The organism is Oceanobacter antarcticus, assembly GCF_044962685.1.
In the GTDB taxonomy this organism is placed as follows: domain Bacteria; phylum Pseudomonadota; class Gammaproteobacteria; order Pseudomonadales; family Oceanobacteraceae; genus Oceanobacter; species Oceanobacter antarcticus.
On record NZ_JBBKTX010000015.1, the window covers coordinates 80,318 to 98,781 of the forward strand.

Consider the following 18,464-nt stretch of genomic DNA (forward strand, 5'->3'; position numbering starts at 1 on the left):
TGTTTTACCGGATACAGAGAGAGCCCTATGACCAACGGTACGCCCCCCACCCCGCCTGCGGGCTCGGCTCCCGCGTTTTATAACAATCCCCATGTCCGCGCCCTGTTTTACCAGTTGCTTCTGGTAGCCGGGATTGGCTACCTTGTTTTTCTGATTATCAGTAATACCCTGGCTAATATGGAAGCCCGCGGCATCAAGACCGGCTTCGACTTCCTCAGTACCACTGCCGGGTTTGATATTCTGATGGCTCTGGTGGACTACGACGCCACCCATACCTATCTCGATACTTTTATCGTCGGCCTGCTGAATACCTTATTGGTGGGTGCGATTGGCATTGTACTGTCCACTCTGATCGGCTTTGTCATGGGCGTTGCCTACTTTTCCAACAACTGGCTGGTACAGCGTCTGTCGGTGGTGTACGTCGAAATATTCCGCAATATTCCCCTGTTATTACAAATTTTCTTCTGGTACTTCGCCGTGTTGGCCGCGCTGCCAAGTGCACGGAACAGCTTCAGTCTGGGAGAAGCCTTTTTCCTTAATATTCGTGGTCTTTACCTGCCGAAACTGATCGGTGAACCCGGTTCGGGTCTGGTTTACGGCGCTGTTGCTGCTGCTATTATTGGCATCTTTGCGCTGCAGCGTTGGGCCAAACGCAAGCAGGAACTGCAAGGGGTGCAACTGCCCGTAGTGCGGCTGTCACTGGCGTTACTGATCGGTTTACCACTGCTGGCGACTCTGGTAACCGGCATTCCTTTCGCACTGGAATATCCGGAATTAAAAGGCTTTAACTTCCGTGGCGGCATCACCATCATCCCGGAACTGATGGCGCTGGCGCTGGCGCTGAGCATCTATACCGGTGCGTTTATTGCCGAAGCCGTACGGGCTGGCATACAGGCCGTTCCCCACGGCCAGACCGAAGCCGCCCGCAGCATCGGCCTGAAAGACAGCCAGATCATGAAGCTGATTGTCGTACCGCAAGCCATGCGGGTGATTGTGCCCATGCTCAACAGCGAATATCAGTCACTGGTGAAAAACTCGACTCTGGCGACCGCCATCGGTTATCCCGACCTGTTTACGGTATTTGTCGGCACTACGCTGAACCAGACCGGCCAGGCCATTGAAATTGTCTTTATGACCCTGACCGTGTTCTTCATCATCAACATGACCATTTCCTTCGTGATGAACTGGTTCAACCACAAAGTCAGCCTGGCAGAGAGGAAATAACCATGAGCCATCCGGTCGAACCCTCCCGTACCACAATGCCAACGGCAGCCATACCAACGCCTGCTGATGGCCGCATTTTTCACCCCAAACCCGCTCTGCCAGCGCCGATTGATAGCGTTGGCAAACGTGCCTGGCTAAAAACCAATCTGTTTTCGTCACCGCTGAATACGCTGGTCTCGATAACCCTGCTGGCACTGTTGGCCTGGGCCATACCGCCGTTGGTCGACTGGCTGTTTATCTCTGCCAACCTCAGTGGTCAGACCCAGGCAGCCTGTACCGGCGATGGCGCTTGCTGGGTATTTATCAAGGTCTGGTTGCAACCGCTGGTATATGGCAGCTACCCGGATGCCAGCCTGTGGCGGGTCAACCTCAGTCTGATACTGCTGGCAGCGGTGTTATCGTCGCCCTATTGGCTGCCACGCCAGCTGCGTAACAAGGTCGATATCCTGTTGCTGCTGGCGTTCCCGTTTATGGCCATTATCCTTCTGGATGGTCGTCTGCTCGGGCTGGAATACGTCAGTACTGCCTATTGGGGCGGCTTTTCATTAAACCTGTTTCTGGCATCTGCCAGCATTATTCTCGGCATGCCGCTGGGCTTTTTATGGGCACTCGGACGCCGCTCGCAGATGCCAATGGCACGCAGTATTTGTGTGATCTTGATCGAATTTTTCCGTGGTGTTCCGGTACTGGCGCTGTTTTTTATGGGCTCGGTGATGTTGCCACTGTTCTTCCCGGAAGGCACCAATGTCGACAAGCTGCTGCGTGTCTGGATCGTGCTGACCCTGTTTATGGCGGGGTATATGGCAGAAGTGTATCGGGGCGGTTTTCAGGCGATTCCGTCTGGGCAATATGAAGCCGCTGCCGTCATTGGCCTGAGTTACTGGCAAACCACGCTGTTGGTGATCTTGCCGCAGGTGATCAAGATATCCATGCCAAATATTCTGGCTACTGCGGTCATGCTGTTCAAAAACACCACCTTCCTGATGATTATCGGTATTTTTGAAGTCCTCAGTACCGCCCAGAATGCCCTCACCAATTCCAGCTGGCTGGGTGGCTTTTCAACCGAAGCCTATCTGTTTGTCGCGCTGGTGTACTGGATATGCTGTTTCAGTATGTCGATGGTCGCCACCCGCATCGAACGTAAACTCGATACCAACCACCAGTCCTGACTTACGGAAACCAAGCGATGAGTACCCACAACCACAGCAACGTCTCTCAGGGCACAAGCCAACGGCCAGCCCCGTCGCCGGACGACGTCATCACCATCACTAATCTGAATAAATGGTATGGCGATTTTCACGTCCTCAAAGACATTAACCTGACGGTCAAAAAAGGCGAACGAATCGTCGTTTGTGGCCCATCCGGTTCCGGTAAATCGACCATGATTCGCTGTATTAACCGACTGGAAGAATTTCAGCGCGGTTCACTGATCGTCAACAGCATAGAGATGATTGACGATATCAAAAATATCGAAGCCATCCGCCGCGACGTCGGCATGGTGTTCCAGCATTTCAACCTGTTCCCTCATCTGACCATTCTGGAAAACCTCACCCTTGGGCCAATCTGGGTGCAAAAAAAGCCCAAGGCAGAGGCTGAAGCCATGGCCATGAACTATCTGGAACGGGTCAAGATTGCGGAACAGGCACTGAAATATCCCGGCCAATTGTCGGGTGGCCAGCAGCAGCGTGTTGCGATTGCCCGCTCGCTCTGCATGGCACCCCAAATCATGCTGTTCGACGAACCCACTTCTGCCCTCGACCCGGAAATGGTCAAGGAAGTCCTCGACGTGATGGTCGAACTGGCGGACGAAGGCATGACCATGATCTGCGTCACCCACGAAATGGGCTTTGCCAAAAAAGTCGCCGATCGGGTGATCTTTATGGACGGTGGCGAAATCGTTGAGGAAAACACACCAGTCGAATTCTTCGAACGCCCTGAAACCGACCGTTTGCAGCTGTTCCTCAGCCAAGTGCTGCAGCACTGATCAAACGCACAACCGATGGGCTGTGCACTGCAACCCATCTCCAAATCAAGTAGCGACACCACCTTATCAAGGGTTATTGATTGGCTGCATCTGCTTTGTTATCACAAAGCCAGTCCAGTGCATCGATATAGTTATCAAAAAAGCGTACTTCTCCGGCGATAAACCAGCTGGCAATTCTGGCCACCCAGTGCTGCCATTGGCTATTGCCATAGATGGCAATCCGTTCAATTTCCGAGCCGTGTTTCAGTCCCAGTTTGAGATCATCCCATGCCGCCTGCAGCTCCCAGCCTTCAAATTCAGAACCGTCAATCATGATCCGAATGGTGGGATCATTCACTGCGGCCAGGGCCGTATCCAGCATCGGTGTGATGGTTTCATAATCTCGGTGGGTCAGGGTTCCTTGTGCCTTGAGTGAGACAAAAAACCGCTCGTTGACGCGGTTGATACCAATCGACAAACCATGGTGTTTATGAGTCATAACAGCCTCCTTTATATCGTTCGTTGGCCAGTCGCTGTTTTCAGTTGTTATTCAGATTACGCTGGCACCAGGCCACCACAAGGATATGAATCAACTCAATTGCAACTCATCGTGCCAGAAAGCAGCACGATCAAAGCTCGCCAACTTCGTACACTGCATATGGACATCAATCACCACCACTGACGTTTTTCCTCTGCCCTGACAATGGAGACCGATTATGAGCAATAACACCTATACGCCCCCCAGTGTATGGCGCTGGGAACCGGGTAACGGCGGCAAGTTTGCCAGTATCAATCGCCCGATTGCCGGTGCTACCCACGACAAGGAGTTACCCCTGGGTGAACACCCGTTGCAACTCTATTCAATGGGCACTCCCAACGGCATCAAGGTCACTATTCTGCTGGAGGAATTATTGGTGCTGGGTAAAACCGCTGCAGAATACGATGCCTGGTTGATCCAGATTATTGACGGCGACCAGTTCGGCTCCGGTTTTGTTACGGTGAACCCGAATTCGAAGATTCCGGCGCTGATGGATTACAGCGTTAACCCGCCCCAACGAGTTTTTGAATCTGGTTCCATCCTGATGTATCTGGCAGAAAAATTTGATGCCTTTATCCCAGCAGACGCCGCCGGTCGAGCCGAGTGTTTTAACTGGCTGTTCTGGCAAATGGCCAGCGCACCGATACTGGGAGGTGGCTTCGGTCATTTTTATGCTTACGCACCTGAAAAATTCGAATACCCGATCAACCGTTTCACCATGGAAGTCAAACGTCAGCTGGACGTACTGGATCAACACCTGGCAGATCACGCCTTTATGTGTGGCGACGAATACAGCATTGCGGATATCGCCATCTGGCCCTGGTATGGCGCACTGATACTGGGACGGCTGTACGACGCAGCGGCGTTTATTGAGGCAGAAAGTTATACCCACGTTATGCGCTGGGCCAAAGCCATCGACGAACGCCCGGCAGTTACACGCGGCCGTATTATCAATCGCAGCTGGGGCGAACCGCACGAGTATTTGAAAGAACGCCACAGCGCCAGTGATATTGATGCGGTTTTGCAAACAGGCCTGTAGATCCAGGCATGTAGCTCTAGGCCACGGACGGAGCCGGGCCCTACGTCGGTCGGTTACAACCATCACACGTCATTTTGCCTCGTTCCCATACTCTGTTTGGGAACGAGGCAAAATGATTACTTCAATTTTCGAACGCGTTTCGGTAATTGCGCCTTGCCGGTATTTTTTCCGCCACTGTTGCCTGTCGTGCCCTTGCTTAGCACACTACCTTGAGTACGCGGTTTACTGGCTGCTTCGGCTTTTTGGGCGACCGACTGCTGCTTGGCCACCTTGCCCTGCACTCCTCGGCCTTTGGCCTGATAGCCCGGACGCTGACGCCCTCCTGCCGGCGCATCTTCCGCCGGGATCAGGGCATTGGGGCCTTTGCCAATCAGGTCGTGGCGACCCATACGCTTGAGTTCTTCACGCAACATCGGCCAGTTACGTTCGTCATGGTAGCGCAGGAAGGCTTTTTGCAGCCGACGCTGTTCAATATCACGGGGAATGGTCATTTTTGCCGTTTTATAACTCATCCGTTGCAACGGATTGCGCTCAGAATGGTACATGGCAGTGGCCAGTGACATCGGTGACGGATAGAAGGTCTGTACCTGGTCAACGCGCATTTTCTGGCTCTTGAGCCAGCGGGCCAGATTCATCATATCTTCGTTTTCGGTACCCGGATGCGCAGCAATAAAGTACGGCACCAGGTACTGCTCCTTACCCGCTTCCTTCGAAAACTTGTCGAACATACGTTTGAAATTGTCGTAGGTACCCATCCCCGGTTTCATCATTTTATTGAGGACGTTTTTTTCGGTGTGCTCCGGAGCAATTTTTAACAGGCCACCGACATGATGAGTCACCAGTTCGCGGACGTATTCCGGGTCTTCCACAGCGAGGTCGTAACGCAGACCAGAGGCAATGGCAATACGCTTGATCCCCGGCAAGGCACGAGCGGCACGGTACAGTTCGGTGGTCGGTTTATGGCTGGTTTCGAGGTTTTTACAAATTCCCGGATGCACGCATGACAGGCGACGGCAATTTTTCAGAATCGTCTCGCTCTTGCACTTGAGCATGTACATATTAGCGGTTGGGCCACCGAGATCGGAGACGGTGCCGGTAAATCCTGGCACCTTGTCACGGATTTCCTCAATCTCATGAATGATGCTTTCCTGGGAGCGACTCTGAATAATGCGGCCTTCGTGCTCGGTAATAGAGCAGAAAGTGCAGCCACCAAAGCAGCCACGCATGATGTTCACCGAGAAACGGATCATATCATAGGCGGGAATACGCGCTTCACCATACGCCGGGTGAGGAATACGCTGATACGGCAACGCAAAGACAGCATCCATTTCATCGGTTTCCAGCGGGATTGGGGGCGGATTGACCCATACTTCCTGGCTGCCGTGCTTTTGCATCAAGGGGTGAGCGTTGTAGGGGTTGGATTCCTGATGTAACACCCGTGAGGCATGAGCATAAAGAGCACTGTCGTTACGTACCTTGTCGAATGAGGGTAAACGAATATAGGTGCGACTGTTGTCGTGTTCGACCTTGCGCTGCAATGGCATGGGTATAATTTTAATCGGCATGACATCCGCGTCCGCACCGGCCTCAATACCCGCTTCAGCGGCTTGCTGATCCGAGGCACAGCTTTCACTGTTGGCTTCTTTCATTTCGTACGGGTTGGCAATGACGTCGATCTTCCCCGGCCAGTCAATACGGGTAGAGTCGATTTCTGTCCAGCCTTGCGGTGGCGCATCACGCAGAATCGCGGTGCCGCGCAGGTCGATAATATCCTTGATGTCGCGGCCCTCGGCCAGCTTGTGGGTCAGTTCCACCAGCGCTCGTTCGGCGTTGCCGTAAAGCAGAATGTCAGCGCCGGAGTCAATCAGTACCGAGCGCCGCACCTGATCGCTCCAGTAATCATACTGGGCAATACGGCGTAAACTGGCTTCGATACCACCAATAACAATCGGGACGTCTTTGTAAACTTCACGTATTTTCTGGGAATAAACAATCACCGCCCGATCCGGGCGCTTGCCAGGTTCACCGCCGGGGGTATAGGCATCTTCCGAGCGAACCTTGAGGTCGGCGGTATAACGATTGATCAGCGAGTCCATATTGCCCGCCGACACGCCGAAGTAGAAATTCGGCTTGCCCAGTCGGGTAAAGTCGTCCGGATTGTTCCAGTCCGGCTGACATATCATACCAACACGAAAACCCTGGCTTTCCAGCAAGCGCCCAATGACGGCCATACCGAAGCTGGGATGATCCACGTAAGCATCGCCGCACACGACAATAATGTCGCAGCTGTCCCAGCCCAGCTGATCCATTTCCTCTCGCGACGTTGGTAAAAACGGTGCGGTGCCGAAACATTCGGCCCAATAGGGGAAATGCGAAAACAGATGCGGTACCTCGGTGGTGACCGGCTGCTGGTTGGACTGCGACATAAAATTCAAGCTCTTGTATACACGGACTGGCGGACGCCAAAGAGCGGCTATTCTCCCAAAATTCGGGCCAGGACTGAAGAATAACCCAGTTAAATAGTCGGAAATTGACCATAATATCGTCATTAACCCTGTCGACACGAGGCCAGCATGGCAGTGAGGCGGGAAAACATGCCTTATTCCGGCTCCAGCTTGCCTGCTATCCCGTTTTAAAACCCGGCACCGGCAAGGAGATGACATAAATCCGGCATTGGCAGCTGCGTCCATGACAACGGTCAGTCGCTCCCATACGCTGCTGCTATTCTGCCAAAAACTGCTACCATCGCACTCCTAACTTGCCGAGATACAGCTCAACATAATGTCCCACCGTGAATCACAAAAAAGACCGGGGAAAAACACAACACCCCGAATCATGGTTGTCGACGATCAGGCGCCTCGTGCCGCGATCCTGCAGCAGGCCTTGTCGGATGCCGGCTGCGAAGTCGTTGCCTGTCTGGCCAGTGCTCAAGGCCTGATGAAAAAAGTGATGGAACACCAGCCAGACGTCATCATTATCGACATCGAAAGCCCCGACCGAGACATGCTGGAGCACATGACCGTGCTTAACCAACATAACCCCAAACCGGTGATTATGTTCTCCGATGAAGACGACCCCGCCACCATTGAAAAAGCGGTGCGTGCGGGTGTCAGCGCCTACGTAGTCGACGGACTCAATCCTGCCCGCGTCAAGTCGATCATGGATGTCGCTGTCGCCCGCTTCCGGGAGTTTCAGGCATTACGTGGTGAACTGGAAAAAACCAAAAACCAGCTGGCTGACCGACGCTTGCTGGACGAAGCCAAATCCTTGTTGATGAAGCAAAAGAACATGTCGGAAGAAGAGGCGTATCACGCCATGCGCAAAATGGCTATGGATCGTGGCCAACGTATGGTCGATGTCGCCAAAAACATCATTTCGGTGATGAACTTGCTAAACGGTTAACCTGACTATGACAGACACTGATACCCAACTGGAAAAATCCGACCTGATACTGGGCTACATGCCTCTGAGCGACAGCCTGCCCTTGCTGGTTGCCGATACCCAGGGCTATTTTGAGGCCGAGGGCCTTAACGTCGAGCTGCAACAGGAAGTATCCTGGGCCAATATTCGCGACAAGGTACTGGTCGGTCACCTCGATGGTGCCCAGATGCTGGCCCCTATGCTGTTGGCAACCCATCTCGGTCTTGGCGGCCTGAAAAAAGCCATGATGACCCCCTTTGCCTTCGGCCTGAATGGCAACGCCTTTACCATCTCACGATCGTTAGGTAAACAACTGGACGCCAATTCTCCTGAGTATGTTCTAGCCGGTGACGCCGTCGCTGCTGGCAAGGCATTAAAACAGGTTATCAAGACACGGCGTTCTTGCGGCGACCAACCGCTGGTGTTTGCCACCGTTTACCCTTACTCCATTCATAATCTGTTACTGCGTGACTGGCTGGCAGCCTCAGGTGTTGACCCGGATCAGGACGTCACGCTGGTCGTTCTACCACCGTCACAGATGGTAGATCACCTGTCGCTGTCCCACATCGACGGATTTTGTGCCGGTGCGCCCTGGAACTCAGTGGCTATTCAGAAAAATGTCGGTGAATGCCTGCTGACTGGCCCCGACTTATGGCGCAGTGCCCCAGACAAGGTACTCGGCTTGACTCAGGAGTGGGCCAACGCCCATCCCAATACCACTCTGGCGCTGGTACGTGCACTGGACAAGGCGACGGTCTGGCTGGATGAGAATCGCAACGCCGCAGGCACATTACTGGCTGAAACCATTCATGTCCCCCTTGCCGCAGCCCTGCCTGCGCTGGTCGGCGAGTTTGTCTATCGACCTGGTGAAGCCGAACAGCAACAACCGGATATGCTGGTATTCCATCGTTCTTTCGCCAACTATCCATGGCAAGAACATGGCGGCTGGTTCCTGAAACAGATGCAGCGCTGGGGCTGGGTCAGCTCGGCGCTGGACTGCGAAGAAGTAGTAAACCAGTGCTTCCGCACCGATCTGTACCACCAGGCACTGCAACTGCCCGCTCTGCCGGACGGCACCCAACTGTCGCTGGGCCACAGCGAGGAATGGCAACTAGAGGGTGTTGTGATGGCACCCACAGCATTTACCTATCGTCATTGACCAAACAAAACCGCATGCCACTGGTTTGGCATGCGGGTGCTGCCTGGGCCGTATGACACCCCATCAGTAACATCCCATCAGTAACATCCCATCAGTACCCTTGCTTCCCTGACACCTCGTAATCCACTCACTCTCACCCCTCCGTAAAGCCACAACAGACCCTGTAGCCATCGGTCAATAAACGCCCCAAACCGGGGTGGGTTCCAGATTTGTGCTGTCATATTGTGCAGTCACGACGTCATGCCGCTCACGACCCAGGGAAAAGATATCGATTTTAAACCACCCCAATGCCCGTCATTCGGGCTTTCTGGCCCGTTTCGTTCATTTTTCTGGTTTATTAAACACTTTTGGCACAGCGTTTGAATAACAGTCCATACATAAGCCCAACGGCGGGCTTCATTTAAAAACACAGAATTCAAGCAAAGGCGCTACAACGTTAATCGTTGTCGCGCCTTTTTTTTGTTTAAAAACCCGCTCCAGAGAGAGGAAGCATGATGCAAGGAATTAACCAACTGCGCCGGAAATTACTGACCAGCGTCGCCATTCTGGCAACTGGTCTGGTAACAATTAGTGCACCTGCAGCGCTGGCGAAAGAGTACCCTGAAAAAGAAGAACTCAAGTTTGGCTTTATCAAGCTGACGGATATGGCTCCCCTGGCCATTGCGTATGAAAAAGGCTACTTCGAAGACGAAGGTCTGTACGTCACTCTGGAAGCGCAAGCAAACTGGAAAGTACTGTTGGATCGCGTGATTGATGGGCAGCTCGACGGGGCACACATGTTGGCAGGCCAGCCTCTCGGCGCCACCATTGGTTTTGGTACCAAGGCCGACATCATCACCGCTTTCAGCATGGATTTGAATGGTAATGCCATTACCGTTTCCAACGACATCTGGAAGCAAATGAAGCCTTACGTGCCCATGGGTGCCGATGGTAAGCCAGTTCACCCGATCAAGGCAGATGCACTGAAGCCGGTCGTTGATAAATACAAGGCGGAAGGCAAGCCGTTCAACATGGGTATGGTATTCCCGGTATCCACACACAACTATGAGCTGCGTTACTGGCTGGCGGCTGGCGGCATTCACCCTGGCTACTATGCACCAGCCAAAGGCGATACCTCCGGCAAAATCAACGCCGATGCGCTGCTCTCTGTCACCCCGCCACCACAAATGCCATCCACCATGGAAGCTGGCACCATCTATGGTTACTGCGTTGGCGAACCCTGGAACCAGCAAGCCGTATTTAAAGGTATCGGTGTACCGGTTATTACCGACTACGAAATCTGGAAAAACAACCCTGAAAAAGTCTTTGGTGTAAGCCAGCAATGGGCTGAAAAATACCCGATTACCCATAAAGCCGTGGTCAAGGCACTGATCCGTGCAGCAGCCTGGCTGGATGCAGATAACAACGCCAACCGTCCTGAAGCTGTAAAAATTCTCTCCAAATCTGACTATGTCGGCGCCGATTACGACGTTATCGCCAATTCCATGACGGGTACCTTTGAATACGAGAAAGGCGACAAGCGTGACGTGCCTGATTTCAACGTGTTCTTCCGTTACAACGCCACCTACCCGTACTACTCCGATGCTATCTGGTACCTGACCCAAATGCGTCGTTGGGGTCAGATTGCCGACGAGAAGCCAGACAGCTGGTATATGGACGTGGCCAAAAAAGTCTACCGTCCTGACATCTATGCCACAGCTGCCAAAGAGCTGATCAAGGAAGGCAAACTGAAAGCGGCTGACTTCCCTGACTTCGGCAAGGAAGACGGCTTCAAGGCACCACAAACCCAGTTCATCGATGGTATTACCTACGATGGCAAAGAACCTAATGCCTACTTGAAGAAATTCAAGATTGGTCTGAAAGGTGACGACACTATCTAACTATCCATAGATAGGTCTGATCAGTGTGCCTGCCAACGCCACAAGTGATGGCAGGCACACGACACATAGCGGGGAAGTTTCCCCGAAAGTCAGCAACTACCCCGCTACCCCGGAGATATAAAAAATGAATATTGCACTGTCGAACCTGCCGTGGCTTGAGCCCATCGTGAAAATCATACAGGGCGACAACATAAGCCAGAATGTCCAGATCATAGCCAAAGCCATTGGCGTACCGCTGGCAGGTATCCTGGTATTTTTGATGATCTGGCACGGAGCGGCCAGCAATATCGAAACCTCGCTGGGTAATTTCCCTGGCCCGGCCGATGTTTACGAACAAAGCAAAGGCCTGATCACGGAACATTTTGCAGAGCGCGAAAAAGCCGAGGCCTTTTATGAGCGCCAAGATGAACGCAATGCAGCCCGTATGGCGGACGACCCGGATTACGTACCCAAAATTCGTGATTACACAGGTAAAGCCACCTATTTCGATCAGATTCTAACCAGCCTGATCACCGTCATGACCGGTTTTATTCTGGCATCGATTATCGCCATTCCACTGGGCATTCTGACCGGTCTTAGCTCAACACTGAATGCCGCGTTCAACCCGATCATCCAGATATTCAAACCGGTATCGCCGTTGGCCTGGTTGCCACTGGTGACCATGGTTGTCAGCGCTGTGTATGTCTCTGATGATCCGACCGTACCCAAGTCGTTTATCAACTCCATGATCACGGTGATGTTGTGTTCCCTGTGGCCTACCCTGCTGAATACCTCCGTCGGTGTTGCCTCTATCTCACCGGATTTGCAAAACGTCAGCCAGGTACTGCGTCTGAACTTTATTACCCATGTCACCAAGATTGTACTGCCATCGGCCATTCCGATGATGTTCACCGGCTTGCGCCTGTCACTGGGGATTGCCTGGATGGTATTGATCGCAGCTGAAATGCTGGCCCAGAACCCGGGTCTCGGCAAGTTCGTCTGGGATGAGTTCCAGAACGGATCATCCGACTCCCTCGGCCGTATTATGGTTGCTGTTATCACCATTGGTCTGATTGGTTTTGCCCTCGACCGCCTCATGCTCAGCCTGCAAAAAGCAGTGTCCTGGGACAAATCCGCCAACGTACGCTAAGTCACGTCAATCGACACCGGAGAATTTATTATGAGCGCTATCCTTGACATCAGCCGCGTTGGCATCGAATTTCCAACCGCAAAAGGCTCATTCCGCGCCCTGATCGACGTGGATCTGAAAATCAAACGGGGTGAATACATCTCCCTGATTGGTCACTCGGGCTGCGGCAAATCCACCGTACTGAATATCGTTGCGGGCTTGCTGCAAGCCACTGAAGGCGGCGTGATGCTGCACGGCCGTGAAGTCAACGAACCAGGCCCTGAACGTGCTGTTGTGTTCCAGAACCACTCTCTGTTGCCGTGGCTGACTGCTTATCAAAACGTTGAGCTGGCCGTCAAAACCGTCTTCAAGGGGAAAAAATCCAAAGCAGAAATGCGTGCCTGGATTGAACACAACCTTGAACTGGTGCACATGACCCACGCCATGCACAAACGCCCGGACGAAATTTCTGGTGGTATGAAGCAGCGGGTCGGTATTGCCCGTGCGCTGGCGATGGAACCCGACATTTTGCTGATGGACGAGCCGTTCGGGGCGCTGGACGCCCTGACCCGTGCCCACCTGCAGGATTCCCTGATGGACATTCAGAAGGAACTGAATAACACCATCATCATGATCACCCACGACGTCGACGAAGCCGTTTTACTGTCGGACCGGATCGTGATGATGACCAATGGCCCATCGGCGACCATTGGCGAAATTCTGGAAATCGATCTGGAACGGCCACGTAACCGTCTGGAGCTGGCCGATGACCCCCGTTATAACCACCTGCGACATCAGGTGCTGCAATTCCTGTACGAAAAACAAAAGAAGGTTGAAGACATCAGCCCGGCAAAGAAGAGCAAACCCGACGCTAACGAAAAAGTAGCGTAACACCCTATTTAATATCACAAACAAGGGGCGCAACCTCCGCCTCCTTTCTGGTGTTCACCAACACCGGACAGGGATCGGCTGGTCTGCAAAAAGCCTCCGGACGTCTATGAAGGAGAACGTTCCATGTACCATAAGTCTTTACTCGCCGTTGCTATTACTCTGGCTGCCACTCAAACCGGCATAGCCCAGGCATCCGTTGCCGAAGCCCTTGAAGATGGCAAAATGCTGGCGGATTTCCGTCTGCGTTATGAAACCAATGATACCGACGGCGGTACCAAAGCAGCCGAAGCCATCACCCTGCGCTCACGCCTTGGTTATGAAAGCGGTGTTTACAACGGCTTCAAGGTGTTGATTGAAAATGAAATGGTGCATGCCTTTCAGGATGAATACGCCGCGCTGACTCCAGGATTTGATCCGGTAGCCGATCCAACCGGTAACGAAATCAACCGTGCCCAGATCAGCTACGCCAAGGACGACTTCGCGGCCGTTGTTGGTCGTCAGCGTATCATTCTGGATAACGCTCGTTTTGTGGGTAACGTTGGCTGGCGCCAGAATGAACAAACCTACGATGCCGTCAAACTGGATTACAAAACCGGCGATTTATCCCTGACCTACGCTTACCTTGATCAAGTCAACGGTATCCTGTTTCAGGAAGTGGACGTTACTGACCACCTGCTGAACGTCTCTTACAAAGTATCCGACGCGGTGAAACTGACCGGTTTCGGTTACTTCCTCAAGAACGATGATACCGATGCCAAAGACGACACCATCGGTGCCAGTATCAACGGCAAGGCCAGCAGCCTCATCTACTCTGCTACCTACGCATCCCAGTCTACAGACAATAACGATGCCACCTACATGGCACTGGAACTGGGTACCGCAATCTCGGCTGCCAAAGTCTTTGTGGGTCATGAAATACTCGGCAGCGACGATGGTGCCTACGGTTTCCAAACCTCTCTGGCGACCAAGCACGCCTTTAACGGCTGGGCCGACAAGTTCTTGTCAACGCCTGCCTCTGGTCTGACCGATACCTATCTGAAAGCCGTTGGTATGTTCAAGGGCTACAAATTGCTGGGTATGTACCATGAGTTTGGTGCCGATGACGGCGGCGCCGATTTGGGTTCTGAACTCGACCTGCTGGTTGCCAAAAAAGTGGGCAAAACCACCAGCGTCGGCATCAAATCTGCGATGTATAGCAAAGGCGACACCGGTGCAGATACTGACAAACTGTGGATCTGGGCCGAAACCAAGTTCTGATCACAGCTCATAACCTGCACCAATTCTTGGCTGCACATCAATAAAAATAACAAGGTGCAGCCCGGAACAGCATAGCGGAGTAAAACAGTCGCTCGATTTATCGAGTGGCTGGGTTACCCCACAATATTTGTGGGGTAACCCCATTCCAGCGTTACAGGCTCCCCGATCGAAACCACCACCACTGCAATAACAGCAATAGCATCAGCACACCGGTACTGACCTGCCAGAAGGATGTTGGCGCCCTTTCTATAAGCGGTTTGCGTTCATGACCCCGCAACAACTGCTCATTCGGTTTGTATAAATCGGCTTCAAATTCTGAAAAGCTGCCATAACGTTGGCTGGCCACCGGATGACAGGCTTTTTTCAAAGCCAGATCAAGCCATAGCGGTAAATCCGGACGATGCTCTCGCAAGGAAGAATAATGCCAGTCGGTCGCCGATTTGGCGCCACGTCGATGCAGTAACGGGATGTTATAAGGCAACTCGCCAGACAGCATCTGATACAAGGTTACCGCCAATGAATACTGATCACTGGCCGTTGTCGCCAGGCCATCAAGCCAGTATTCCGGGGCCATGTATTGAATATCCCCTTCCGGTCGTTGATCAATCACACCAGAGTTCAGCTCCGTCAGACCTTTTACCGCAACTGCGCCATAATCGATGATTTTGATCTGCTCATCCGGCTGCACCAGAATATTTTCCGGCTTGATATCCCGATGCACCATGCCCCGCCGTTGCAACGCCCTTAAACCGGCAATCACGGGTTTGATCATGTTTCTTGCCGTGGCCAGATCCATCGCCGGGTGATCGTAACTCCATTGCCGCAAGTCGACGCCCTCGAGCCATTCCGATACCAGGTAAACAAACCGGCTATTCTCTTGCTGCGGCAGCATTTTCATCAGATTGGGATGATCGAGACGACAGCCAACCCATTGTTCACGGGCAAAGGATTCCAGATACTGGTCATCATCTTCGAAGTTGATCGATGGAGCCTTGAGTACAAACAAATTTGCCGTAAAACGATCCCGAACCTGGTAAACGTGACTGCGGCTGTTGGCGTGTAATACCTTCAGTACATCGTAACGATCCAGTTTCTGACCGGGTTCCAATACGGGAGGAATAACACGGGAACCGACTTCTCGGGTCAACTCGCCCAGTTCTTTTGGCGGCAGACTGACAATCTGCACCACAACACAGGTAAGGTTATCTTCGCTCTTGTTCGCCAGCGCTTGTTGTATCAGCCGCTGACACGCTTGCTCCAGTTGATATTGACTGGCCTCTGGTGGCAAAGCGGCAATCCAGTCACGTAATGCTTCGGTTGGCAAATGCCCATGGACACCATCCGAGGTGAGCAACAACACATCACCCGCCTTCAGTTCTCGCTGCAAATAGTCCACTTCGAGGTGACTATCCATACCCAGCGCTCGGGACAAATAGCGTCCTCCTTGCTGCACATGATCCCGAGTAACCTGCTCCAGGAAACCATCAGAGTAATGGTACAAACGACTGTCACCGACATGAAAAACATGTGCCGTTGATGACTTGACGATCACCCCGCTGAAGGTAGTCACCAAGCCGTTATGGCGTGCCGATGCTTGCTGGCCATGATGGAACAGCCAGGCATTTAACGATGACATCACCTTGCTGACTGCACTTTTGACATCCCAACTTTCCGGGGTGCTGTAATAGTCCTGCAAAAAATGCGTCACACTGGTCACACTGGCCTGCTGGGCATTGTCACTGCTGCTAACCCCATCGGCCAGGCAAATACCCACGCCCTTGTAACGGGTGACCGGCAAATCTGCCTGCCAGGCAGCAAAGGCATCCTGATTCTGCGGTTTGACGCCCTTGTCGGAACAACCACCAATACGCAAATCCAGCCGGTCAGATGGCGTTGTCGCCGGTGTACTTGTCGGCATCTACCACCTCTCATCTGCTAAATACATTGGAAAACCAATAAAAAAGCACCCGGTAAACCGGGTGCTTTCAGGATAATAAAAAAGGGGGCTAACTGCTTCCGTCATCAGAAGGGGAGTTGAAGACGACAGAATAACAAGCCCCCAAAATCGAATGCCAGAATCAATTCACACTGATCATTTCAACCGTGCCATCTTCGTTCACCTCTGTCATATGGCCTTTGGGTTCTTTCATCGCTAACAGTGCGATAAAACCAATCACTGCGGTACCTGCGATAACCAAGAAGAAAGTCGAGTATTCAACCAGAGACAATACCGTCAGATAGGTAACTGCACCGACGTTGCCATACGCACCGGTCATACCGGCAATCTGACCGGTCAAACGGCGTTTGATCAGTGGCACCACGGCAAATACCGCCCCTTCACCCGACTGCACAAAGAAAGAGCACACCATCGCAGCCACCACTGCCAGCCATACTGGCCACTCGCTATCCACCATACCCATCACCAGATAACCCACCGCCAGACCAGCAGTCAGAATCAGCAGTGTTGGCTTGCGTCCGAACTTGTCTGACAACCAGCCGCCACCAGGGCGCGACATCAGGTTCATAAAGGCATAGGCAGACGCCACCATACCCGCCACCACAGGAGACAGATCAAAGGTTTCAGCAAAGAACAAAGGCAACATGGACACGACAGCCAGTTCGGAACCAAAGGTCGCGAAGTAAAGAATGTTAAGTACTGCCACCTGCTTGAACTCGTAGCGGTGCAGTTCAGGCACTTCTTCAGTAAACACGGTTTTGTTCACTTTCCAGACGTGTGATACCTCATAGATATACAGTAGAACCAGGCCGACATAGCACAACAGCACCGTGGTTTCTGACAGCATGCTCACACCGGCTGGCGACAGTTTCCAGGCCAGTAAAGCCATCGCGGCATACATTGGAATTTTCATAATCAGCAACAAAAAGAAATCGCCCTTGCTGGTGACTTCCATTGCTCCCAGATGCTTGGGCTTAAAATAGGTAGAGCCTTTAGGGGTATCCGTAACATTTTGGTAATAAACAAAACTGAACAGCAAGCTTATCAAGCCAGTCAGGCCAATCGCATAGCGCCAGCCATCGTCACCACCAAACCACAAGGCAATCACCGGTAAACAAAAAGCGGCGGCGGCGGAACCAAAATTACCCCAACCCCCATAAATACCTTCTGCCGTGCCCAGTTCATTAGCCGGGAACCACTCACTGACGATACGAATACCAATCACAAAACCGGCACCGATAAAGCCCATCAAAAAACGGGCAATGGCCGCCTGGGCAAAATCATCCGCCATGGCGAACATAAAGCAGGGAATCGAACAGACCGCGAGCAAGGCCGAATATACAATACGAGGACCAAAACGATCGGTCAGCATACCGATAATAACCCGTGCCGGAATGGTCAGTGCCACGTTAAGAATCAATAACGTCTTGATTTCAGATGGCTGCAAACCCAGGCTGGCCGCCATAGCCTGCAACATGGGGGCATGGTTAAACCACACCAGAAAAGTGATGAAAAATGCCATCCAGCTGAGATGGAGGACTTTCATCTTGCCGGTAAACGACACCAGATTAAAACGTTCAGCGCTCATAACATGCTCTCTGATTCATAGTAAATACAGTCGCTCACGTTCCCCCATCCGGGTTTAACCAGAATAACCAGGGGTATACAACGAATTCAAAAAGACATGGATACAAGCAGAGGGGCTGCGGCGCAAAATATGCGAAAGGACAGGTACCAAATGTACCAATACTGCAGCAACGGCAACGACACATCTGGCGATCAATACGCCAAGCTGTCGATGAATTCTCTGACCAAATTTTTTGAATGCGCCGTTGCGTGAGTGTCAGGCTGCAACACTGCTAACCTGAAGAATGACGAACTTAAAGCAGAAATAGTGCCAATTATTAAAGCTGGTAAAAACAATTAGGTTCGATTTCGGTGCAAGAATCAACAAAAGGCCCAATAAATGGGCATTGCCTCATCAATTTGGCGGCACTTGCGTCTCGTTTACTGGTGACAAAATGGCGT

General features: G+C 52.4%; 14 protein-coding genes. 10 read left to right on the forward strand and 4 right to left on the reverse strand.

Annotated elements, in window-relative coordinates; genetic code table 11:
* The first annotated feature begins 27 nt into the window (after positions 1-27).
* Genes WG929_RS13035 through WG929_RS13045 form a run of 3 tightly spaced genes read left to right on the forward strand, consistent with a single transcriptional unit; the run spans position 28 to position 3,208 of the window.
* Entirely contained in the window at positions 28-1,224 is a 1,197-nt protein-coding gene (locus tag WG929_RS13035; protein ID WP_416206375.1) for an amino acid ABC transporter permease, read from the forward strand.
* A gap of 2 nt (positions 1,225-1,226) precedes the next feature.
* Entirely contained in the window at positions 1,227-2,393 is a 1,167-nt protein-coding gene (locus WG929_RS13040; RefSeq protein WP_416206376.1) for an amino acid ABC transporter permease, read from the forward strand.
* 17 nt (positions 2,394-2,410) lie between these two features.
* Complete coding sequence (locus tag WG929_RS13045) at positions 2,411-3,208, forward strand: amino acid ABC transporter ATP-binding protein (protein ID WP_416206377.1); 798 nt, start codon at positions 2,411-2,413, stop codon at positions 3,206-3,208.
* Positions 3,209-3,281: 73 nt separating this feature from the next.
* Here the strand turns inward: WG929_RS13045 and WG929_RS13050 are convergent, their stop codons facing one another.
* A complete protein-coding gene (locus tag WG929_RS13050; protein WP_416206378.1) occupies positions 3,282-3,686 on the reverse strand; it encodes a SpoIIAA family protein in 405 nt (134 codons plus the stop codon).
* 217 nt (positions 3,687-3,903) lie between these two features.
* Here WG929_RS13050 and yghU point away from each other — a divergent pair, with 217 nt between their 5' ends.
* A complete protein-coding gene (gene yghU / locus WG929_RS13055; protein ID WP_416206379.1) occupies positions 3,904-4,764 on the forward strand; it encodes a glutathione-dependent disulfide-bond oxidoreductase in 861 nt (286 codons plus the stop codon).
* 116 nt (positions 4,765-4,880) lie between these two features.
* On the opposite strand, the gene WG929_RS13060 is transcribed toward yghU, so the two are convergent.
* Positions 4,881-7,190: a YgiQ family radical SAM protein gene (locus WG929_RS13060; RefSeq protein ID WP_416206380.1), complete on the reverse strand. Its 2,310-nt coding sequence runs from the start codon at positions 7,188-7,190 to the stop codon at positions 4,881-4,883.
* 409 nt (positions 7,191-7,599) lie between these two features.
* Here WG929_RS13060 and WG929_RS13065 point away from each other — a divergent pair, with 409 nt between their 5' ends.
* From WG929_RS13065 to WG929_RS13090, 6 genes are all read left to right on the forward strand, one after another.
* Positions 7,600-8,166 carry an ANTAR domain-containing response regulator gene (locus WG929_RS13065; protein ID WP_369854854.1) on the forward strand — a complete coding sequence of 189 codons (567 nt, stop codon included), beginning with the start codon at positions 7,600-7,602 and terminating at the stop codon, positions 8,164-8,166.
* 7 nt (positions 8,167-8,173) lie between these two features.
* Positions 8,174-9,343 carry a CmpA/NrtA family ABC transporter substrate-binding protein gene (locus WG929_RS13070; protein ID WP_416206381.1) on the forward strand — a complete coding sequence of 390 codons (1,170 nt, stop codon included), beginning with the start codon at positions 8,174-8,176 and terminating at the stop codon, positions 9,341-9,343.
* Positions 9,344-9,837: 494 nt separating this feature from the next.
* A complete protein-coding gene (locus WG929_RS13075; RefSeq protein ID WP_416206413.1) occupies positions 9,838-11,223 on the forward strand; it encodes a CmpA/NrtA family ABC transporter substrate-binding protein in 1,386 nt (461 codons plus the stop codon).
* A 124-nt stretch (positions 11,224-11,347) separates the two neighbouring features.
* Positions 11,348-12,352 carry an ABC transporter permease gene (locus WG929_RS13080; RefSeq protein WP_416206382.1) on the forward strand — a complete coding sequence of 335 codons (1,005 nt, stop codon included), beginning with the start codon at positions 11,348-11,350 and terminating at the stop codon, positions 12,350-12,352.
* 30 nt (positions 12,353-12,382) lie between these two features.
* On the forward strand, positions 12,383-13,222 hold the full coding sequence (locus WG929_RS13085; protein WP_416206383.1) for an ABC transporter ATP-binding protein: 840 nt from the start codon (positions 12,383-12,385) through the stop codon (positions 13,220-13,222).
* 123 nt (positions 13,223-13,345) lie between these two features.
* Entirely contained in the window at positions 13,346-14,479 is a 1,134-nt protein-coding gene (locus WG929_RS13090; protein ID WP_416206384.1) for a hypothetical protein, read from the forward strand.
* 151 nt (positions 14,480-14,630) lie between these two features.
* Here WG929_RS13090 and WG929_RS13095 read toward each other — a convergent pair whose 3' ends face one another.
* Complete coding sequence (locus WG929_RS13095) at positions 14,631-16,397, reverse strand: bifunctional protein-serine/threonine kinase/phosphatase (RefSeq protein WP_416206385.1); 1,767 nt, start codon at positions 16,395-16,397, stop codon at positions 14,631-14,633.
* A 160-nt stretch (positions 16,398-16,557) separates the two neighbouring features.
* Positions 16,558-18,024 (reverse strand): NarK family nitrate/nitrite MFS transporter, encoded by a 1,467-nt coding sequence (locus WG929_RS13100; RefSeq protein ID WP_416206386.1) that lies wholly within the window; start codon positions 18,022-18,024, stop codon positions 16,558-16,560.
* Positions 18,025-18,464: the final 440 nt, after the last annotated feature.

What these genes read in the sequence shown, in the direction of transcription:
- WG929_RS13035 (WP_416206375.1), top strand. Translation starts at nt 28, where the DNA reads ATGACCAACGGTACGCCCCCCACCCCGCCTGCGGGCTCGGCTCCCGCG.
- WG929_RS13040 (WP_416206376.1), top strand. Translation starts at nt 1,227, where the DNA reads ATGAGCCATCCGGTCGAACCCTCCCGTACCACAATGCCAACGGCAGCC.
- WG929_RS13045 (WP_416206377.1), top strand. Translation starts at nt 2,411, where the DNA reads ATGAGTACCCACAACCACAGCAACGTCTCTCAGGGCACAAGCCAACGG.
- WG929_RS13050 (WP_416206378.1), bottom strand. Translation starts at nt 3,686, where the DNA reads ATGACTCATAAACACCATGGTTTGTCGATTGGTATCAACCGCGTCAAC.
- yghU (WP_416206379.1), top strand. Translation starts at nt 3,904, where the DNA reads ATGAGCAATAACACCTATACGCCCCCCAGTGTATGGCGCTGGGAACCG.
- WG929_RS13060 (WP_416206380.1), bottom strand. Translation starts at nt 7,190, where the DNA reads ATGTCGCAGTCCAACCAGCAGCCGGTCACCACCGAGGTACCGCATCTG.
- WG929_RS13065 (WP_369854854.1), top strand. Translation starts at nt 7,600, where the DNA reads ATGGTTGTCGACGATCAGGCGCCTCGTGCCGCGATCCTGCAGCAGGCC.
- WG929_RS13070 (WP_416206381.1), top strand. Translation starts at nt 8,174, where the DNA reads ATGACAGACACTGATACCCAACTGGAAAAATCCGACCTGATACTGGGC.
- WG929_RS13075 (WP_416206413.1), top strand. Translation starts at nt 9,838, where the DNA reads ATGCAAGGAATTAACCAACTGCGCCGGAAATTACTGACCAGCGTCGCC.
- WG929_RS13080 (WP_416206382.1), top strand. Translation starts at nt 11,348, where the DNA reads ATGAATATTGCACTGTCGAACCTGCCGTGGCTTGAGCCCATCGTGAAA.
- WG929_RS13085 (WP_416206383.1), top strand. Translation starts at nt 12,383, where the DNA reads ATGAGCGCTATCCTTGACATCAGCCGCGTTGGCATCGAATTTCCAACC.
- WG929_RS13090 (WP_416206384.1), top strand. Translation starts at nt 13,346, where the DNA reads ATGTACCATAAGTCTTTACTCGCCGTTGCTATTACTCTGGCTGCCACT.
- WG929_RS13095 (WP_416206385.1), bottom strand. Translation starts at nt 16,397, where the DNA reads ATGCCGACAAGTACACCGGCGACAACGCCATCTGACCGGCTGGATTTG.
- WG929_RS13100 (WP_416206386.1), bottom strand. Translation starts at nt 18,024, where the DNA reads ATGAGCGCTGAACGTTTTAATCTGGTGTCGTTTACCGGCAAGATGAAA.